The 19,138-nt window shown below is 33.1% G+C and carries 15 protein-coding genes, 1 tRNA gene and 3 rRNA genes; 17 read left to right on the top strand and 2 right to left on the bottom strand.

Annotation, left to right across the window (positions count from 1 at the left end):
- Positions 1-23: 23 nt before the first annotated feature.
- Positions 24-1,004, bottom strand: coding sequence for a tryptophan--tRNA ligase (gene trpS / locus NON08_RS03725; protein WP_256690135.1), 981 nt, complete (start codon positions 1,002-1,004; stop codon positions 24-26).
- Positions 1,005-1,144: 140 nt separating this feature from the next.
- Here trpS and NON08_RS03720 point away from each other — a divergent pair, with 140 nt between their 5' ends.
- The 11 genes from NON08_RS03720 (at position 1,145) to rrf (ending at position 12,377) form a co-directional block, all read left to right on the top strand.
- The gene (locus NON08_RS03720; protein ID WP_256690134.1) at positions 1,145-2,632 is read left to right on the top strand and encodes a carboxypeptidase M32; all 1,488 of its coding nucleotides are present in this window, start codon (positions 1,145-1,147) and stop codon (positions 2,630-2,632) included.
- Between the two features lie 11 nt (positions 2,633-2,643).
- Positions 2,644-3,591, top strand: coding sequence for an ROK family protein (locus tag NON08_RS03715; RefSeq protein WP_256690133.1), 948 nt, complete (start codon positions 2,644-2,646; stop codon positions 3,589-3,591).
- Positions 3,592-3,688: 97 nt separating this feature from the next.
- Complete coding sequence (locus NON08_RS03710) at positions 3,689-4,300, top strand: acetate uptake transporter (RefSeq protein ID WP_240218918.1); 612 nt, start codon at positions 3,689-3,691, stop codon at positions 4,298-4,300.
- A 114-nt stretch (positions 4,301-4,414) separates the two neighbouring features.
- Complete coding sequence (gene rplM, locus NON08_RS03705; RefSeq protein ID WP_023052398.1) at positions 4,415-4,849, top strand: 50S ribosomal protein L13; 435 nt, start codon at positions 4,415-4,417, stop codon at positions 4,847-4,849.
- A 25-nt stretch (positions 4,850-4,874) separates the two neighbouring features.
- The gene (gene rpsI, locus NON08_RS03700) at positions 4,875-5,264 is read left to right on the top strand and encodes a 30S ribosomal protein S9 (RefSeq protein ID WP_040406834.1); all 390 of its coding nucleotides are present in this window, start codon (positions 4,875-4,877) and stop codon (positions 5,262-5,264) included.
- Positions 5,265-5,638: 374 nt separating this feature from the next.
- On the top strand, positions 5,639-6,739 hold the full coding sequence (locus tag NON08_RS03695) for a hypothetical protein (RefSeq protein ID WP_256690131.1): 1,101 nt from the start codon (positions 5,639-5,641) through the stop codon (positions 6,737-6,739).
- Positions 6,740-6,841: 102 nt separating this feature from the next.
- Positions 6,842-7,330, top strand: coding sequence for a hypothetical protein (locus NON08_RS03690; RefSeq protein WP_256690130.1), 489 nt, complete (start codon positions 6,842-6,844; stop codon positions 7,328-7,330).
- A gap of 195 nt (positions 7,331-7,525) precedes the next feature.
- Positions 7,526-9,038, top strand: a 16S ribosomal RNA gene (locus tag NON08_RS03685).
- 45 nt (positions 9,039-9,083) lie between these two features.
- Positions 9,084-9,160, top strand: a tRNA-Ile gene (locus NON08_RS03680).
- Between the two features lie 138 nt (positions 9,161-9,298).
- Positions 9,299-12,211, top strand: a 23S ribosomal RNA gene (locus tag NON08_RS03675).
- A gap of 49 nt (positions 12,212-12,260) precedes the next feature.
- Positions 12,261-12,377 (top strand): 5S ribosomal RNA (gene rrf / locus NON08_RS03670).
- Together the 16S, 23S and 5S rRNA genes with 1 tRNA gene alongside form the textbook arrangement of a ribosomal RNA operon.
- 37 nt (positions 12,378-12,414) lie before the next feature.
- On the opposite strand, the gene NON08_RS03665 is transcribed toward rrf, so the two are convergent.
- Entirely contained in the window at positions 12,415-12,849 is a 435-nt protein-coding gene (locus NON08_RS03665) for a MarR family winged helix-turn-helix transcriptional regulator (RefSeq protein WP_023052386.1), read from the bottom strand.
- Between the two features lie 209 nt (positions 12,850-13,058).
- Here NON08_RS03665 and NON08_RS03660 point away from each other — a divergent pair, with 209 nt between their 5' ends.
- The 6 genes from NON08_RS03660 (at position 13,059) to rpsB (ending at position 19,123) form a co-directional block, all read left to right on the top strand.
- A complete protein-coding gene (locus NON08_RS03660; RefSeq protein ID WP_023052385.1) occupies positions 13,059-13,322 on the top strand; it encodes a hypothetical protein in 264 nt (87 codons plus the stop codon).
- 135 nt (positions 13,323-13,457) lie between these two features.
- On the top strand, positions 13,458-13,625 hold the full coding sequence (locus NON08_RS03655; protein ID WP_023052384.1) for a 4Fe-4S binding protein: 168 nt from the start codon (positions 13,458-13,460) through the stop codon (positions 13,623-13,625).
- Between the two features lie 91 nt (positions 13,626-13,716).
- Positions 13,717-16,497, top strand: coding sequence for an ATP-dependent DNA helicase (locus NON08_RS03650; protein WP_256690129.1), 2,781 nt, complete (start codon positions 13,717-13,719; stop codon positions 16,495-16,497).
- A 26-nt stretch (positions 16,498-16,523) separates the two neighbouring features.
- Entirely contained in the window at positions 16,524-17,543 is a 1,020-nt protein-coding gene (aroF, locus tag NON08_RS03645; protein WP_185891044.1) for a 3-deoxy-7-phosphoheptulonate synthase, read from the top strand.
- Positions 17,534-18,265, top strand: a complete 732-nt coding sequence (pgeF, locus tag NON08_RS03640; protein WP_256690128.1) for a peptidoglycan editing factor PgeF — start codon at positions 17,534-17,536, stop codon at positions 18,263-18,265. Before aroF ends, pgeF begins: the two co-directional genes overlap by 10 nt.
- A 114-nt stretch (positions 18,266-18,379) precedes the next feature.
- Complete coding sequence (rpsB, locus tag NON08_RS03635) at positions 18,380-19,123, top strand: 30S ribosomal protein S2 (RefSeq protein WP_023052245.1); 744 nt, start codon at positions 18,380-18,382, stop codon at positions 19,121-19,123.
- Positions 19,124-19,138: the final 15 nt, after the last annotated feature.

Below are 19,138 nucleotides of genomic sequence, written 5' to 3'. Positions count from 1 at the left end.
GTTAAAACTGTCTTTTTTTATTATTATTTATATGCGTTTCCAATTAATCCAACGGCTTCTTTAGCTGCAGTAATTTGTTTTTTAGCAATTTCTCTAGCTTTAGCTGCTCCATTAGCTAAAACTTCTTCAACATAAGCCATATTATTTGCTAACTCTTCTCTTTTTTCTCTTGCTTCTTTAAAATATTCTAAAATTATGTTTAACAGCTCAGTTTTAGCATGACCGTATCCATAATTTCCAGCGATAAATTTACTTTTCATTTCTTCAACTTGCTCTTTTGTAGCAAAAAGTTCGTAAAGTTTAACAATATTATTATTTGGATCTTTAGGTTCTTCTAAAGGAGTTGAATCTGTAACAATACTCATGATTTGTTTTTTTAAATCTTTTTTTGAAGCGAACATATTAATTGTGTTACCATATGATTTACTCATTTTTTGTCCGTCAGTTCCAGGAATAACAGCTAAGTCTTCTAAAATTTGAGGTTCTGGAAGTTTAAAAAGTTCAACTTCATATTGTTGGTTAAACTTTAAAGCGATATCTCTAGTCATTTCTAGATGTTGTTTTTGGTCTTTTCCCACTGGAACAATATCAGCGTTATACATAAGGATATCTGCTGCCATAAGAACAGGGTAAGTTAAAAGACCTGTGTTAGGTGTAAAACCTTTAGCAGTTTTATCTTTGTAAGAGTGACCTCTCTCTAAAAGTCCAACAGGTGTTATGTTAGATAGTAACCACATAAGTTCAGTGTGCTCAGGAACATCTGATTGTAAAAAAATTGTTGATTTTTCAGGGTCAAGTCCTAAAGCTAAGTAGTCTAAAACTATATTATAAGAATTTTCTCTTAAAGATTTTGGGTCAGTAAGAGAAGTTAGTGAGTGATAATCAGCAATGAAATAAAACCCTTCATATTTATCTTGGTTTTCAATGAATTGTTTCATGGCTCCAAAATAATTACCTAAGTGTAATATTCCACTAGGTTGAATACCTGATATACTTCTTTTCATAAAAGCTCCTTTTATCTTGTTTATTATATTTTTATATATAAGTTTACATTATTTTACTAAAATTATCAATAGAACATGAAAAATGTTGTTAAAGAGAAAAAAATTAAATATAATAAATATAAAAGTAAAGGAGTGGAATTATGGAAGATAAAATAAAAAGATTTAAAAATAAGATTAAAGAGAAAAAAATGTTAGATTCTATGTTAGCTTTACTTCAATGGGATTTGGAAACTCAAGCACCAAAAGGTGGTTATAAATTAATCTCTGAAATGATAGGAGAATTAAGCTTAAAAAGCTATAATTTAACAACATCTCAAGAGTTTTATGAAATATTAGAAGAATTAAAAAAGAGTATAAATGTATTAGACGATATAACTAGAAGAGAACTTGAACTTTTAGAAGAAGAGATAGAAAAGATAAAGGTTATTCCAAGTGATGAATATAAAATGTATTCTGAATTAACTGCAAAAGCTCAGGGGATTTGGGAAATTGCAAGAGAGAATAATGATTTTGCAAGTTTTGCACCTATATTGGAACAAATTTTTAATTTTAATAGAAAGTTTATAGAATATAGAGGTGAAAAGCAAGATGTTTATTCAGTGATTTTAAATGATTATGAAAAAGGCATGAATATTGAAAAATTGGATTTTTTCTTTGATGAATTAAAAAAAGAGATTGTTCCTCTTTTAAAAGAGATAACAAAAAATAAAAGAGATTTTCAAGAAAAAATAAAATTTCAAGTTTCAGAAGTTGATCAAAAAAATTTTTCAAATGAGATTTTAAAATATATTGGATTTAATTTAGAAAGAGGAATATTATCTGAAAGTGCACATCCTTTTACTTTAACAGTCAATAAAGATGATGTTAGATTAACAACAAGATATATAAAGGAACTTCCTTTTTCTAGTGTTTTTAGTACAATACATGAAGGTGGTCATGGAATATATGAGCAAAATATAGCCGAAGATTTAAAAGAAACGATTTTATCTGATGGAGCTTCAATGGGAGTTCATGAATCACAATCGAGATTTTATGAAAATGTTATAGGGAGAAGTAAGGAGTTTTGGTATGGGCTTTTGGAAAAAAGCAAATTTAAATATAAAGAATTAGAAAATCTATCATTAGATGAAATATATAAAGGAATAAATGAGGTTTCACCCTCTTTGATAAGAGTGGAAGCTGATGAATTAACGTATTCATTACACATAATGGTTCGGTATGAGATAGAAAAAGGTATTTTATCAGGAGAGTATTTGGTAAAAGATTTACCAAATATATGGAATAAGAAAATGTATGAGTATTTAGGTGTAATTCCTAAAAGTGATTCTGAAGGGGTGCTACAAGATGTTCATTGGTCGTGTGGACTTATAGGTTATTTTCCTTCTTATGCTTTAGGAAATGTTTATTCTCTTCAAATTTTAAATGCGATGAAAAAAGAGATTAATATAGAAGGAGTTTTAGAGAGAGGAGAATTGAAAAAAATAAAAACTTGGTTAGAAGAAAAAATACATAAATATGGAAAATTAAAAACACCGAAAGAAATAATGATTGAAGTGACTGGAGAAGAGTTGAATCCAGTTTATTATATAGATTATTTAAAAGAAAAATACAGAGAAATTTATAATTAGGAGGGAGTTTTATGAGATATTTTATAGGGGTAGATATAGGGGGGACAAATAGTAAAATCGGAATATTAAATGAAAGTGGAGATATTTTAAAGAGTACGAGTATAAAAACTGAATCAATAGAGGGAGTAGATTATACTTTAAATAAAATTTGGGAAACATCTTTAGAATTAGCGGAAGAATTAGATATAACTAGAGATTTAATAAAGGGGATAGGGATGGGAATACCTGGTCCTGTTATTGATCAAAAAAAAGTTGGTTTTTTTGCTAATTTTCCTTGGGAAAAAAATATAAATATAAGTGAAAAAATGGAAGAAATATCAGGTGTGAAAACTAGATTAGATAATGATGTAAATGTAATTGCTCTTGGTGAAACTTTATATGGGGCAGGAAAAGGATATTCTAAAAGTGTGACTATAGCTCTTGGAACTGGAGTAGGTGGAGGAATATTTATTGATGGTAAGTTAATCTCTGGAGCTACTGGAGCAGGTGGAGAAATAGGGCATATGAAACTTGAAAAAGATGGAAAACTTTGTGGTTGTGGTCAAAAAGGGTGTTTTGAAACGTATGCTTCGGCGACAGGAGTAATAAGAGAGGCACTGTCTAGATTGCAAATAAATAAGAATAATGGATTGTATAAATCAATTAATGGAGATTTAAATAAACTTGAAGCAAAACATATTTTTGATGAGGCGAAAAAAGGAGATAAGTTTTCAATAGATATAGTAGATTATGTTTCAGAGTATCTAGCTATGGGAATTGGAAATGTTCTAAATATAATAAATCCAGAAATTATAATACTAGCAGGCGGAGTAGCTCTAGCAGGTGATATTTTGTTAGATAAGGTAAAAGAAAAGTTACCAAATTATGCACTAGGAATAACAATTGAAAATTTACAAATTAAATTAGGTGAATTAGGTAATGATGCTGGAATAAAAGGAGCTTCTGCATTAACAATATAAAAAATAAATAAAGTTAAGTATTTGTTGACAAAGTTTTATTAAAAGGTTAAAATACTCCTTGCGTAAAAAAATTAATTAAGGAGTAAAGAAAGAAAAAATGAATCAAAACAATCATGTAAAAATTGAAGTAGCAGACCCTTCAGCATTAGGACTATTAGGTCTTGCAATTGTTACATTAGTAGCATCGGCAAATAAATTTGGAATTGTAAGTGGAGTATCGTTAGTAATTCCTTGGGCAATATTCTTAGGAGCTTTTGTTCAATTAATAGCTTGTTTAAATGATATTAAACATGGAAACGTATTTGGAACAACAGCGTTTGGTGGATATGCATTCTTCTGGTTTGGAATGGCTATGAGCTGGATGATACAACTTGGAGTATTTGGTGAAGCTATGAAAGCTGCAGCGGACCCTAAAGCTTTTGGATTTGTATTTATAGGATATTTAATATTCACATTATACATGACAGTTGGAGCTATTGAAACTAATAAAACATTATTAATAATATTTATATTAATTGACTTCCTATTTATAGGATTAGCTGGAACAACATTTGGAATTGCTCCACATGCAATGCATACATTAGCTGCAGTATCAGAGTTTGCAATAGCTATGATGTCATTCTATGGATCAGCTGCAAATGTTTTAAATAAAACTTTTGGAAGAGAGTTTTTACCACTAGGAAAACCTTTAGGAATCTTCAAAAAGTAATTGACAAAAAAGGAAAAAATAGATATAATATATAGGTATAATAAATCCTTTCCCACAAAGGAACGCCGTTCGTTATATTAAAAAATATAACTATTTTCGAGGAGGAAAAAAAACGTGAAGAAATACACTGCAATGCAAAGAAAAGAAGACGTTGTAAGAGAATTCGTTCAATACGACGCAGAAGGAAAAATTTTAGGAAGATTAGCTGCAGAAATAGCTAAAAAATTAATGGGTAAAGATAAAGTTTCTTACACTCCACATATTGACGGAGGAGACTTCGTAATCGTTACAAATATCGAGAAGGTAGCTGTAACTGGAAAGAAATTAACAGATAAAGTTTACTACAGTCACTCAGGATTCCCTGGTGGATTAAAAGAAAGAAGATTAGAAGAGATTCTTGCAAAGAATCCTAAAGAAGCTTTAATGCTAGCTGTTAAGAGAATGCTTCCAAAGAACAGATTAGGAAGAGAGCAGTTAACAAGATTAAGAATATTTGTTGGAGCTGAGCACGCTCATACTGCACAAAAACCAGTAAAGGTAGAATTTTAATTAGGAGGGATTGACAGTGGCAGAAATGATTCAATATAGAGGAACTGGAAGAAGAAAAACTTCAGTAGCAAGAGTAAGACTTATTCCTGGTGGAAAAGGAATTGAAATAAACGGAAAAACTATGGCAGACTACTTCGGTGGAAGAGAGTTACTTTCTAAAATCGTTGAGCAACCATTAACATTAACTGAAACTTTAGATAAGTTTGAAGTTAAAGTAAACGTAATCGGTGGAGGAAACGCTGGTCAAGCTGGAGCTATCAGACACGGATTATCAAGAGCTTTATTAGAAGCTGATGAGACTTTAAGAGGGGCTTTAAAAGAAGCTGGTTTCTTAACAAGAGACTCAAGAATGGTAGAGAGAAAGAAATTCGGAAAGAGAAAAGCAAGAAGATCTCCACAATTCTCAAAGAGATAATCGCTTTTTTATTCAAAAAAATTATTGCAGATACAATTATGTATCTGCTTTTTTTTATTTTAAGACATAAAAAAATAAATATATATAATAAATTTAAAGATAAAAAAAATATATGTTAAAAAGTTAATGACTATAAGTTCAGTGAAGTGTGAGTTGAAAAAATATTATAAAATAAAGTATTATTTTACAAAAAGTGGATTTTTAATTAAAAAAATGATTTAAGAGTAAACAGAGTAGACGTAAAAAGTGAGTAAAAAGTTTGGAAAAAAATAAAAAAATATTTACAAAAAGATTAAAATATTGTATAAACTAGGTAACGGGAGAAATTCAAAAACGGGGATTTCTAAAAAAAATAATAACTGGAGGGAATTTATATGAAAAAGTTAGCACTTTTATTAGGTTCTTTATTAGTAGTTGGAGCAACTGCATCTGCAAAAGAGGCTGTAGTAGCACCAGTAGAAGTATCGAAAGAGGTAGTAGTAGTAGCAGACGTGGTTGAAGAGGTAGTAGTAGAGGAAGCTTTCAGACCATCTGGATACATCGGATTAGAGTACAGAGCATACGGAGAAACTGAAGGGCATGGAGATAAAATTATAAGAAATCCAGAAGGAAATATCGCAGACACTAACCAAGATACTTGGAATAGAGGAGCGAATAACAGAGCAAGACTTCAAACATCTTTTGGTATTCAAATGACTGAAAATTCTAAATTAGAAGGAAGAGTTAGAGATTATACTAATTTAGATTCTGGTTCTGATTCAGCAACAAAATTAGGGAAAGCTTACGGAACAGAAACTAGATTAAGATATTCTTATAAGCATAATGATGTTTTAACTTCTAGATTACAATATAGAGATGAAGAAAATGACTCTCAAAACTTTGAGTATATGTTAAGATATACAGCTTATCAAAATAAAGGTGGATTATTATCTAAAATAGTTTTAGCTCCAAGTTTATACCACTCAATGGCAGCAGATAATGGTGGAGACTACATGAATACAATTGGTTTAGATATCGAGTACGCAGGTAACTTACCACTTGGATTTACTTGGGATGGAACTTTATACTTAGATCAAAACTTCTATAATAAATCTGATAAGATTCAAAAAGGAGCAAACTCAACAACTGATAAAGAATTTGTTGTAACATGGGAGATGTATCTATATAGAACATTCGCTTTATATTCAACAGATAATTATAATTTAGATTTCAATTTCGCAGGTGGATATGATCCATATGTATTTAGTCAATATGCTAGATACAATAAAGAAACAGGATTAAAAACATCAGATAAAGATACTTATAGTTTATATACAGCTTTAGATGTAACTATAAACTATCAATTAACACCTGCTGTTTCTTTAAACGGTGGAGTAGGAGCAGAGTATAGAAACTGGGATAACGAAAATCAATCTTCAGCTAATAACTGGAGATGGCAACCATACGCATTCGCTGGTATGAAAGTAAACTTCTAATTCTGTAAATAATAGAAAGTAAGTTTGAAATATTATTTCCTTGTAAGAATTATTCTTACAAGGAAATTTTTTTATAAATAATATTTAATATGAGGAGGAAAAATGAAAAAATTCTTATTGTATTTTATAACATCAACAGTTTTAATAGCTAACGTTCCAGAAAGAGTTAATAATAATATTGAAAAAAATTCATATACTCAAGATAACTCCAGCATATATGTTAGAGATCAAGAGAGGGCTTATAAGAGAATAGTTTCTTTGGGAGAAAAAGAGAGACTTTCAAAGGAGAAGATAGACAATGAAGTTATAAGGTTAGAAAAAAAATATGGGACAGATTATGAAATTATTTACAAACATTTTTATTATGATATAAAAGAAGTTTCTAAAAAAGAGAAAAAAAATGAAGAGATAAAAAAAATAAATAATGAAAAAAAAATAGAATATAAAAAAATAATGAAAGAATCAAAACTTCCTGAAAATATAAAGACTTATATAGATAATCAAGCGCAAAATAAATATCCTAATGATTATTTTCAGAGAGTAAAGTATACAGAGGAGTTAATAGAATTTTATAATTTTATAAAAAAATAAAAAAGTTATTGACATAATGTAAAAAAAATGGTATTATTATTTTTGTCAGCGGGAAACACCGCAGACGAAAGTTAAAAGATAAGGACATTAACAACCGAATAGAGAAAATAGTCAGAAGTTATGAAAATAACAAAATGCCAGAAATGGCAAACCAATAAATGGTGTAAACGTAAGTCTTAGGACTTTAAATATATTTGAATGAAGAGTTTGATCCTGGCTCAGGATGAACGCTGACAGAATGCTTAACACATGCAAGTCGATTCAACTTACCTTCGGGTATTGAGGATGGCGGACGGGTGAGTAACGCGTAAGGAACTTGCCTCTTGGTCTGGGACAACTGTTGGAAACGACAGCTAATACCGGATATTATGAGATTCTCGCATGGGAAACTTATGAAAGCTATATGCGCCAAGAGAGAGCCTTGCGTTCCATTAGCTAGTTGGTGGGGTAACGGCCCACCAAGGCGACGATGGATAGCCGGCCTGAGAGGGTGAACGGCCACAAGGGGACTGAGACACGGCCCTTACTCCTACGGGAGGCAGCAGTGGGGAATATTGGACAATGGACCAAAAGTCTGATCCAGCAATTCTGTGTGCACGATGAAGGTCTTCGGATTGTAAAGTGCTTTCAGTTGGGAAGAAGCAAGTGACGGTACCAACAGAAGAAGCGACGGCTAAATACGTGCCAGCAGCCGCGGTAATACGTATGTCGCAAGCGTTATCCGGATTTATTGGGCGTAAAGCGCGTCTAGGCGGAAAAATAAGTCTGATGTTAAAATGCGGGGCTCAACTCCGTATTGCGTTGGAAACTGTTTTTCTAGAGTACTGGAGAGGTGGGCGGAACTACAAGTGTAGAGGTGAAATTCGTAGATATTTGTAGGAATGCCGATGGAGAAGTCAGCTCACTGGACAGATACTGACGCTGAAGCGCGAAAGCGTGGGGAGCAAACAGGATTAGATACCCTGGTAGTCCACGCCGTAAACGATGATCACTAGGTGTTGGGGGTCGAACCTCAGCGCCCAAGCTAACGCGATAAGTGATCCGCCTGGGGAGTACGCACGCAAGTGTGAAACTCAAAGGAATTGACGGGGACCCGCACAAGCGGTGGAGCATGTGGTTTAATTCGACGCAACGCGAGAAACCTTACCAGCGTTTGACATCCTAAGAAGTTTCTAGAGATAGATTCGTGCCGGCTTGCCGGAACTTAGTGACAGGTGGTGCATGGCTGTCGTCAGCTCGTGTCGTGAGATGTTGGGTTAAGTCCCGCAACGAGCGCAACCCCTATTGTATGTTGCTACCATTAAGTTGAGCACTCATGCGATACTGCCTGCGATGAGCAGGAGGAAGGTGGGGATGACGTCAAGTCATCATGCCCCTTATACGCTGGGCTACACACGTGCTACAATGGGCAGTACAGAGAGTTGCCAACCCGCGAGGGTGAGCTAATCTCTTAAAGCTGTTCTTAGTTCGGATTGTACTCTGCAACTCGAGTACATGAAGTTGGAATCGCTAGTAATCGCAAATCAGCATGTTGCGGTGAATACGTTCTCGGGTCTTGTACACACCGCCCGTCACACCACGAGAGTTGGTTGCACCTGAAGTAGCAGGCCTAACCGTAAGGAGGGATGTTCCTAAGGTGTGATTAGCGATTGGGGTGAAGTCGTAACAAGGTATCCGTACGGGAACGTGCGGATGGATCACCTCCTTTCTAAGGAGACTAACTTTTTCTCTATTCGATTGATGATGTTCTTATGCGTTTGTAGCTCAGGTGGTTAGAGCACACGCCTGATAAGCGTGAGGTCGGTGGTTCGAGTCCACTCAAACGCACCATTATACATTATCAAACTTGGACATTGGAAACTATATAGTAGATATTGAGAAAATATTCTAAATTAACTAACAATTCATTTTTAAGTCAATCTTAAATTGAGTAGTTAGTCTGTCTAAATAATATGAATTATATTACAAGGTTAAAATATTAAGGGCACACGAAGGATGCCTAGGAAGTAAGAGCCGATGAAGGACGTGGTAAGCTGCGATAAGCTTGGTGGAGTTGCAATCGAACTGTGATGCCAAGATTTCCGAATGGAGAAATCTGCTAAGATGGAGTCTTAGCACGAAAGAGGGAACCGGGTGAACTGAAACATCTAAGTAACCCGAGGAAAAGAAAGTAAAAACGATCCCCTAAGTAGCGGCGAGCGAACGGGGGTGAGCCCAAACCGTAGATGTGCCAAGGATGCAGCCGTTGCATCTACGGGGTAGCGGGAAGATCGTCTGAAGAACTGCAAGGTATTCGACATATTGATACGCCGAACTGGAAAGGTCTGGAAAGGCCTGCCGTAGAGAGTGAAAGCCTCGTACAGGTAAACCGTATCAAATGTATGATCTCTCCCAAGTAGCACGGAACACGAGGAATTCTGTGTGAATCTGCGAGGACCATATCTCGTAAGGCTAAATACTCTTACTTACCGATAGCGCATAGTACCGTGAGGGAAAGGTGAAAAGAACCCCGGGAGGGGAGTGAAATAGAACCTGAAATCGTGTGCTTACAAGCGGTCAGAGCCCTTTGGGGTGATGGCGTGCCTTTGGAGAATGATCCTGCGAGTTACGTTCAGTGGCAAGGTTAAGTTTAACGGAGCCGAAGGGAAACCGAGTCTGAATAGGGCGACATAGTCGCTGGGCGTAGACGCGAAACCTGGTGATCTAAGCCTGTCCAGGGTGAAGCTGTGGTAAGACACAGTGGAGGCCCGAACTCACCGCCGTTGAAAAGTTGGGAGATGAGGTAGGTTTAGGGGTGAAAAGCCAATCGAACCAGGAGATAGCTCGTTCTCTCCGAAATGCATTTAGGTGCAGCCTTGAGTGTTCAATTATGGGGGTAGAGCACTGAATGACCTAGGGGCATACTGCTTACCGAAGTCAATCAAACTCCGAATACCATAATTCTAGAGCTCAGGAGTGAGACTATGGGAATTAACTTCCATGGTCAAAAGGGAAACAACCCAGACCACCAGCTAAGGTCCCTAATTATAACTAAGTGGGAAAGGAGGTGGAGATTCACAAACAACCAGGAGGTTGGCTTAGAAGCAGCCATACCTTTAAAGAGTGCGTAATAGCTCACTGGTCGAGAGTCTCTGCGCCGACAATGTAACGGGGCTAAGTTATAAACCGAAGCTGTGGAGTTGCGTAAGCGACTGGTAGGAGAGCGTTCTGTAGGCCGTTGAAGGAGAATCGACAAGAGACTCTGGAGGTATCAGAAGTGAGAATGCAGGAATAAGTAGCGAGAATGGGGGCGAGAATCCCCCACGCCGGAAGACCAAGGGTTCCAGGGTAAAGTTTGTCTCCCCTGGGTAAGCCGGGTCCTAAGCCGAGGCTAGATTGCGTAGGCGAATGGAAAACAGATTAATATTTCTGTGCCACTGATATCAAGTGATGGAGGGACGCAGGAGGTTATGCACGCTGGCGAACGGAAGTGCCAGTTCAAGCATGTAGCGTGGTCTAGTAGGAAAATCCGCTAGACTAAACGTGAGGTGTGATGAGGAGTCGTAAGATGGAAGGTGCAAATACCACACTGCCGAGAAAAGCTTCTAAGCGTTATAAAGATATTAGTGCCCGTACCCCAAACCGACACAGGTGGTCAGGATGAGAAATCTAAGGCGGACAGGCTAACTCTCGTTAAGGAACTCTGCAAAATAGCCCCGTAACTTCGGGAGAAGGGGTGCCCTATAAGGTGAGTGTACACGCGACGCAAAGCTATGAGAGGCCGCAGTGAAGAGTCTCAGGCGACTGTTTAACAAAAACAGGTCTATGCTAAGCTGTAAGGCGACGTATATGGGCTGACACCTGCCCAGTGCCGGAAGGTTAAGAGGAGGAGTGAGAGCTCCGAATTGAAGCCCCGGTGAACGGCGGCCGTAACTATAACGGTCCTAAGGTAGCGAAATTCCTTGTCGGGTAAGTTCCGACCTGCACGAATGGTGTAACGATCTGAGAGCTGTCTTGACGGGAGGCCTGGTGAAATTGTATTACCGGTGAAGATACCGGTTACCTGCAGTAGGACGGAAAGACCCCATGGAGCTTTACTGTAGCTTGGTATTGGGTTTTGGCATCGTATGTATAGGATAGTTGGGAGACTAAGATGTGTGGTCGCTAGATTACGCGGAGTCACTGGTGGAATACCAACCATACTATGTCGGAATTCTAATTTGAGGTTTGTACCCTCGAAGACAGTGCTAGGTGGGCAGTTTGACTGGGGCGGTCGCCTCCGAAAGAGTAACGGAGGCGTTCAAAGGTTCTCTCAGGTTGGATGGAAATCAACCGTAGAGTGCAATGGCATAAGAGAGCTTAACTGCGAGACTGACGGGTCGAGCAGGTGCGAAAGCAGGACATAGTGATCCGGCGATTCCGAATGGAAGGGTCGTCGCTCAACGGATAAAAGCTACCCTGGGGATAACAGGCTGATTCTACCCGAGAGTCCATATCGACGGTAGAGTTTGGCACCTCGATGTCGGCTCATCGCATCCTGGGGCTGGAGAAGGTCCCAAGGGTTGGGCTGTTCGCCCATTAAAGCGGTACGTGAGCTGGGTTCAGAACGTCGTGAGACAGTTCGGTCCCTATCCACTGTAGGCGTTAGAGTATTGAGAAGATCTGTCCTTAGTACGAGAGGACCGGGATGGACAAACCTCTGATGTACCAGTTGTCACGCCAGTGGCACAGCTGGGTAGTCACGTTTGGAACAGATAACCGCTGAAAGCATCTAAGCGGGAAACTGACTTCAAGATAAGTACTCTTTAAGATACCTTCGAGACTAGGAGGTTGATAGGTTGGGGGTGTAAGAGTTGTGAGACTTTTAGCTGACCAATACTAATATATCGAAGTTTTAACCTTAATATACTACTATATAGTTTCAAGTGTTCAAGAACACAAATAAATATTGATTGGCAACGATAGCTATGGAGGTACACCCAGTAACATTTCGAACCTGGAAGTTAAGCCCATAAACGCTGAAAGTACTTGGGGGGCAGCCCCCTGGGAGGATAGGAAGTTGCCAATCTTTTTTTATTTTTTGTAAAAAATAAGAAAGAGAGTTTCTAAGACTCTCTTTCGTTAACTTCTTCAAGACGAAGTTTTAATTTTTTTAATAAAGTATTAAAAAATTTAGATTCCTCATCTGTGAAAAGATCTTTAAATTTTTCTTGTAAATCAGGAATAAATTCATCAATAAATTTAATTGCTTTTTTACCATCTTCAATCAGATATAACCCTTTTTTTCTCTTATCAAGTAATTTTTTTTCTATTAATCCTTTATCTTCTAAATTGGTAATATATTTTGTAACTAATGATTTTTCAATTTTTCTTAGTTTAGCTATTTCATATTGTGTTATTCCAGGATTATTATGAATCAATCTTAAGTACATACTTTCTGTTTTAGTTATTTCTAATTCAGAAAGAAAATTATCGAAAAGAAAATTTATTTCTTTATTAATTGCAGATATAAGAAGAATAGAACCTTCATTATTTTTCATAGAATCACCTCAATTTTTTATATGAATATACTCTATGATACCCTTTAAAATTATAAAAGTAAATAAAAAGGGTGAAATATTCATATATGAACACACTATCTATTTATTTAATCTAAAATAGATTAAAATAAATACATATAAGAAATAAGAACAGAGATATTTTAAATTGTGTTTGTTAATTGAAAAATATCTTCTAATAGGAGGAAAAAATGAAAAAATTTAATTTAATGATGTTAGTAGGAACTTTATTGGTAGGAAGTATAGCTTATGCTGAAAGTGAAAAAACTTTTGATTATGAAAAGAATTTACAAGAAAGACAAGAAATAGATCAAAGAAATATAGAAGCTTATTCAAAAAAAAATGGAGTTTCCATTCAAGAAGCTACACAGAAATATTATGAAAAATTACAAAATGAATTTAAAAATAATGATGAATTAAGAAATGAAATGATGAAGGATAATTCAAAAGATTAAATTAGTTTATTGCATGATTTGAAAATCAAAGTTTTTAGAAAAAAATGTATTTTTTTCAACCAAATTATCTTGACTTTTTCCATTTAATTGGGTATAGTAAGTATAGAAACATAAAAAAATCAGGAGGTATTTAGAATGCACGTAATAGATAAAGATACTTGTATTGGATGTGGAGCTTGCGAAGGAACTTGCCCAGTATCAGCAATATCAGCTGACGCTAATGGAAAATATGAAATTGGAGAGGCTTGTGTAGACTGTGGAGCTTGCGCAGGAGTTTGTCCAGTATCAGCAATAACAGCATAGTTATTAATTAAAAGTTTAAAGCTTAGGTATAAAACCTAAGCTTTATTTTTTTTTGTTTTTTTTGTATACTAAAATAAAAAGGACGGTTATTATGAATTTAAATTTAAGCCAAAAAGAAGCTGTAGAAAATATTGATGGACCTTTACTTATAATAGCTGGTCCAGGTTCTGGAAAAACAAGAACTTTAGTTGAAAGAATGATTTATATGATAAAGGATAAAAATATAAAACCAGAAGAAATTTTAGTTTCTACTTTTACAGAAAGAGCAGCAAGGGAGTTAACAACTAGAATAGGAAATAGATTAAAAAATGAAAAAATATATTTAGAGGGATTGTATATAGGAACACTTCATTCAATTTGTTTGAAAATAATAGATGAGAATATTGAGTATTCAAATTTAAAAAGAGGATATAGAGTTTTAGATAATGTAGATCAAAAATTTTTTATTTTTTCAAAATTAAAATTTTTTAAAGAAATTAATGGATTTAATAATTTTTTTCAAAATAAAAATTATTTAACTAACTGGAAAATTGGAGAAAACTTAATAAAGTGGTTTAATAAATTTAGTGAAGAGGGGCTTGAGTTAGATGATAACAGTTTTTTAACACAAAGTTATCTAATGTACAAAAAATTAATTTTTGAAGAGAATGTTATAGATTTCTCTATGATCCAATGTGAAGCTTATAGAATTTTAAAAGAAAATTTAGAAATTCTAAAAAAACTTCAAAGTAAAATAAAATATACAATGATTGATGAATATCAAGATACAAATACAATACAAGAAAAATTAATTTTTTTAATAGGTGGAAAAGAACAAAATATTTGTGTAGTTGGAGATGATGATCAAGGAATATATAGGTTTAGAGGGGCTACAATTAGGAATATTCTTCAATTTGAAGGAAGAGTAGGGAAAATATGTAAAGTTGTTAAACTAGAAGTAAATTATAGATCAGAAAAAGATATAGTTAATTTTTGTAAAGAGTGGATAGATAGTTTATATTGGGATGAATTTAGACATTCAAAAGAACTAATAGTACCTAAAGAAAAAAATATAGATAGAACTCGAGTCGTAAAATTATCTGTGGAAAGTTCTGAAAATAAATGGCAAGAAAGAATTGCTAATTTTTTAATTTTTATGAAGAATTCAAAAAAAATAAATGATTATAATCAAGTAGCTTTTTTATTCAGATCAGTGAAGAATAAAAAAATAGTTTCTTTAGCTCATTATTTAGAATATAGAGGAATTGGTGTCTATTCTCCAAGATCAAATCTATTTTTTAATAGAGAAGAAATTATATTAATTATAGGTATTTTTCTTTATGTTTTGTTAAGAGAAAATAGTAAAATTTATAACAATGAATATAAATTAGAAATATTGGATTATTATAAAAAATGTTTAAATATTATAGAGAAAAAAATAAAAGTAGATGAAGAGTTAAAAAAAGAGTTGGAAATAATAAAGAGTGAATATGAAAATATAAACACAAATATAGGAAATCTTTTAAATTTATATTATAAAATTATTTCTATAAAATGTTTTAAAGAAATATTTGAAAATAAAGATAATAGTGTCTTAGAAAATAGAGCTTTATATAATTTAGGTATATTTTCAAAAATTGTTGAAAAAGCAGATAAGATATCTAGTATTCAAAATTTAAATAATGAAAATATAATAAAAATTGGAGATTATTTTTTTACGATGCATTTGAAATTCTTAAAACAAAATGGAGTTGATGAATATGAAGATATAAAAGAATATGCTCCAAAAGGTGCAGTTTCATTTTTAACAATTCATCAGTCAAAAGGATTGGAGTTTCCAATAGTAATAGTAGGATCTCTAGAAAGTGTACCTGAATCAGATAAGAATGATGATGAAGAATTGGAAAAAAAATACATTCCTTATAATGATTTTGAGCCTGAGTATAGAATAAAAGATTTTGATTTTTGGAGATTATATTATACAGCCTTCTCAAGAGCTAAAAATTTATTAATTTTAAGTTGTATAGAAAATAGTAAAGGAAAAAGACAGATACCATCTTTACCATTTAAAAGAGTTTATGAAAATATTCCAGATATATTATCTGGAGACTTAAACTTTTCAGAGTTAAATATAGAAAATACAAGTATTATAGATATTAAAGATAGTTATTCTTATACGGGAGATTTGTTAAAATATAAAGAGTGTCCGTATAGATATAAATTAAATAAAATTTATGATTTTCAAAGGAAAAAAACAATTGAAAATTTTTATGGAACTTTAATTCATGAAAGCTTTGAGTATTTAAATCTTTCTATATTAAATGGTAAAGATTTAAATATAGAGAAAATACAAAATAAATACTACTCTGATTATGAATTTATGAAAAAGAAGGAGAATTTATTTTTAGATAAAGAAGTTTTAAATAAAGGTTTAGAACAAATTTTAAATTATTACAATGGTGATTTATTAAAAAATAAAATAGTAGATGTTGAAAAAAATTTATTTGTATTTAGGGGTGCTTATACTATTGAAGGAAAATTAGATTTAATTATACAAGAAGGAGAAAATTTAAAAATAGTAGATTTTAAAACAGGATCAGATAGTATAGATAAAGAGAGTTTAGAAAATTATACATCACAAATAAAACTTTATTGTTATTTATTATCAATGAATAGTGAGAAGAAAGTTTCAGGTGGATATATATATTTTGTAAAAAATGAAAATAAAATTGAAGTTCCTTATAATATAGGAGACGAAGAAGAAATTTTAAAGGATTTTGATTCGATAACAGAGCAGATATCTAACGGTATGTTTTCAGAAAAAAGATTGTCTGAAGAAAAATGTTTAAAATGTGAATTTAAAAAGCACTGTTTTGGTATAAATATGATATAATAATAATAAAAAATTAGGTGATAAAAATGTATGTAGTGTTAAAAGAAAGTGCTACATCTGAAGAAATCTTAGAGCTGAAAAAATTTATACAAAAAACAGGACATGGAGCTTTAGAGATTTTAGATGGTAGCATAAAAAAAATAGGAATAATGGGAAAAAAAGATGGGCTAACTAAGGAAGAATTGAAGGAATTCTCAATAGTTAAGGAGATTATAAAGATAGGAAAGCCTTTTAAGTTCGTTAGTCGAGAGTTTAAAAAAGAGGATACCCTTATAGAAATAAAAGGTAGGAAAATAGGTGGTACAGATTTAATTCTAATGGCAGGGCCATGTTCAATTGAAAATAAAGAGATGATAATGGACATTGCTAAAGTAGTAAAGGAAAATGGAGGAGAATTTTTAAGAGGTGGAGCTTTTAAGCCAAGAACATCTCCATATGACTTCCAAGGTTTAGGAGAAGAGGGCCTAAAATATATGAGAGAAGCATGTGATAAATACGACCTTGTAATGGTAACAGAAGTAATGGATACTAGAGATATAGAGTTGATAGAAAAATATACAGATATATTTCAAGTTGGAGCTAGAAATATGCAAAATTTTAGCTTATTAAAGGAACTAGGAAAGACAAATAAGCCTATTCTTTTAAAAAGAGGATTAAGTGCTACAATAAGAGAGTTTTTAATGGCAGCAGAATATATAGTTGCTTTTGGTAATGAAAAAGTTATTCTTTGTGAAAGAGGAATTAGAACATTTGAAATTGCAACTAGAAATACTGTTGATATAAATGGTGTAGCACTTTTAAAAGAAAAATCTCATCTTCCAATTATAATAGATGCAAGTCATGGAACGGGTAAAAAATCTTTAGTTGAGCCAGTGACACTAGGGTGTATCTTAGCAGGAGCAGATGGTGCAATGGTAGAAATACATCAAAATCCAGCATGTGCTTTATCTGATGGAGAACAAAGTTTAAATTTTCAAGAGTTTGAAATTTTATGTAAAAAAATGAAGAAAACATTGGAGTTTAAAGAGAGTTTAAAATGTTTATAGACAAAGAATTTTATTATGAACTTGAAGAGTTTTCAAAGTTAGGATTAAAGGCAATTTATACTACTAAAAGTTTTGGAGATGTGAAAAAAGAAGAGGATAGAAATAAAATTAACTCTATATTAAATATAGAGGATAAAAAAATTTATTCAGGATTTCAAACACATTCATCAAATATTGTAGTTATCAACGAAGAAACAACAACTTATTCAGAAGATACAGATGGATTTATAACTAAAAGAGATGATATAGTTATATTTACAAAATATGCAGATTGTTTGCCTATCTATATATACGACATTGAAAATGGCGCTTTTGGATGTATCCATTCAGGATGGGCAGGAAGTTTTGAAAATATTGGTTTAAAAGCTATTGAGATGATGACAAAAGAATTTAATAGTAAAGTAAAAAATATTATAGTAGCATTTGGAATAGGAATATCTCTTGAGAATTATGAAGTATCAGAAGAGTTTTACTTGAAATTTAAGAGAAAATTTAATGAGAAACTTTTAGAAAAAGTTTTTTTAAAAAAAGAGAATAAATATTATTTTGATAACCAACAATTTAATTATAATCTTATGAAAGAGATTGGAATACAGGAAAAAAATATAATAACTAATAATCTATGTACATATAGAGATAATTTTCACTCTTATAGAAGAGAAAAAGAGAACTCAGGAAGAAATGGTGCATATATATTTGTTGACAAAAATAGAAAAAAGTGATACAATAATTTGCTAATAAAATGCACATTGATTATTTCTAAACAAGGTGCCCTTAGGGGATGTTTAGTTTTGAGATCAGTGGAAGAAATAACCAAAATTAGGAGGAATTAAAAAATGGCAGTAATTACTATGAAACAATTACTTGAAGCTGGAGTTCACTTTGGACACCAAGCTAAGAGATGGAATCCAAAGATGTCTAAGTACATCTTCACTGAGAGAAACGGAATCCACGTAATCGATTTACACAAATCTTTAAAGAAAATTGAGGAAGCTTATGCTGTAATGAGAGAAATCGCAGCAAACGGTGGAAAAGTTTTATTCGTAGGAACTAAAAAGCAAGCTCAAGAAGCTGTAAAAGATCAAGCTGAAAGATCAGGAATGTACTACGTAAACAACAGATGGTTAGGTGGAATGTTAACAAACTACAAAACTATCCAAACTAGAGTAGAGAGATTAAAAGAGTTAGAGAGAATGGATGCTGATGGAACATTAGATACAGCTTACACTAAAAAAGAGGCTTCTAACTTCAGAAAAGAGTTAGTAAAACTTTCTAAAAACTTATCAGGAATTAAAGATATGAAAGAAGTTCCAGCTGCTATATTCGTAGTAGACGTTAAGAAAGAAACTTTAGCGGTAGTAGAAGCTGCTAAATTAGGAATCCCTGTATTCGCTATGATCGATACAAACGTGGATCCTGATTTAATAACTTACCCAATTCCAGCAAATGATGACGCTATCAGATCAGTAAAGTTAATCGCTTCTGTAATGGCTAACGCTATCATCGAAGGAAACCAAGGAAAAGAAAACGCTGCAGTTTCAAACGACGAAATCGTTGTTGAAGAAGGATCAGCTGAGTAATAAATACTTGAATTT

The sequence above is a fragment of the Cetobacterium sp. NK01 genome (genome assembly GCF_024506395.1).
GTDB classification, from domain to species: Bacteria; Fusobacteriota; Fusobacteriia; order Fusobacteriales; family Fusobacteriaceae; genus Cetobacterium_A; species Cetobacterium_A somerae_A.
Note: the sequence above shows the minus strand (reverse complement) of the source record. Positions and strands in the feature narration are given on the sequence as shown.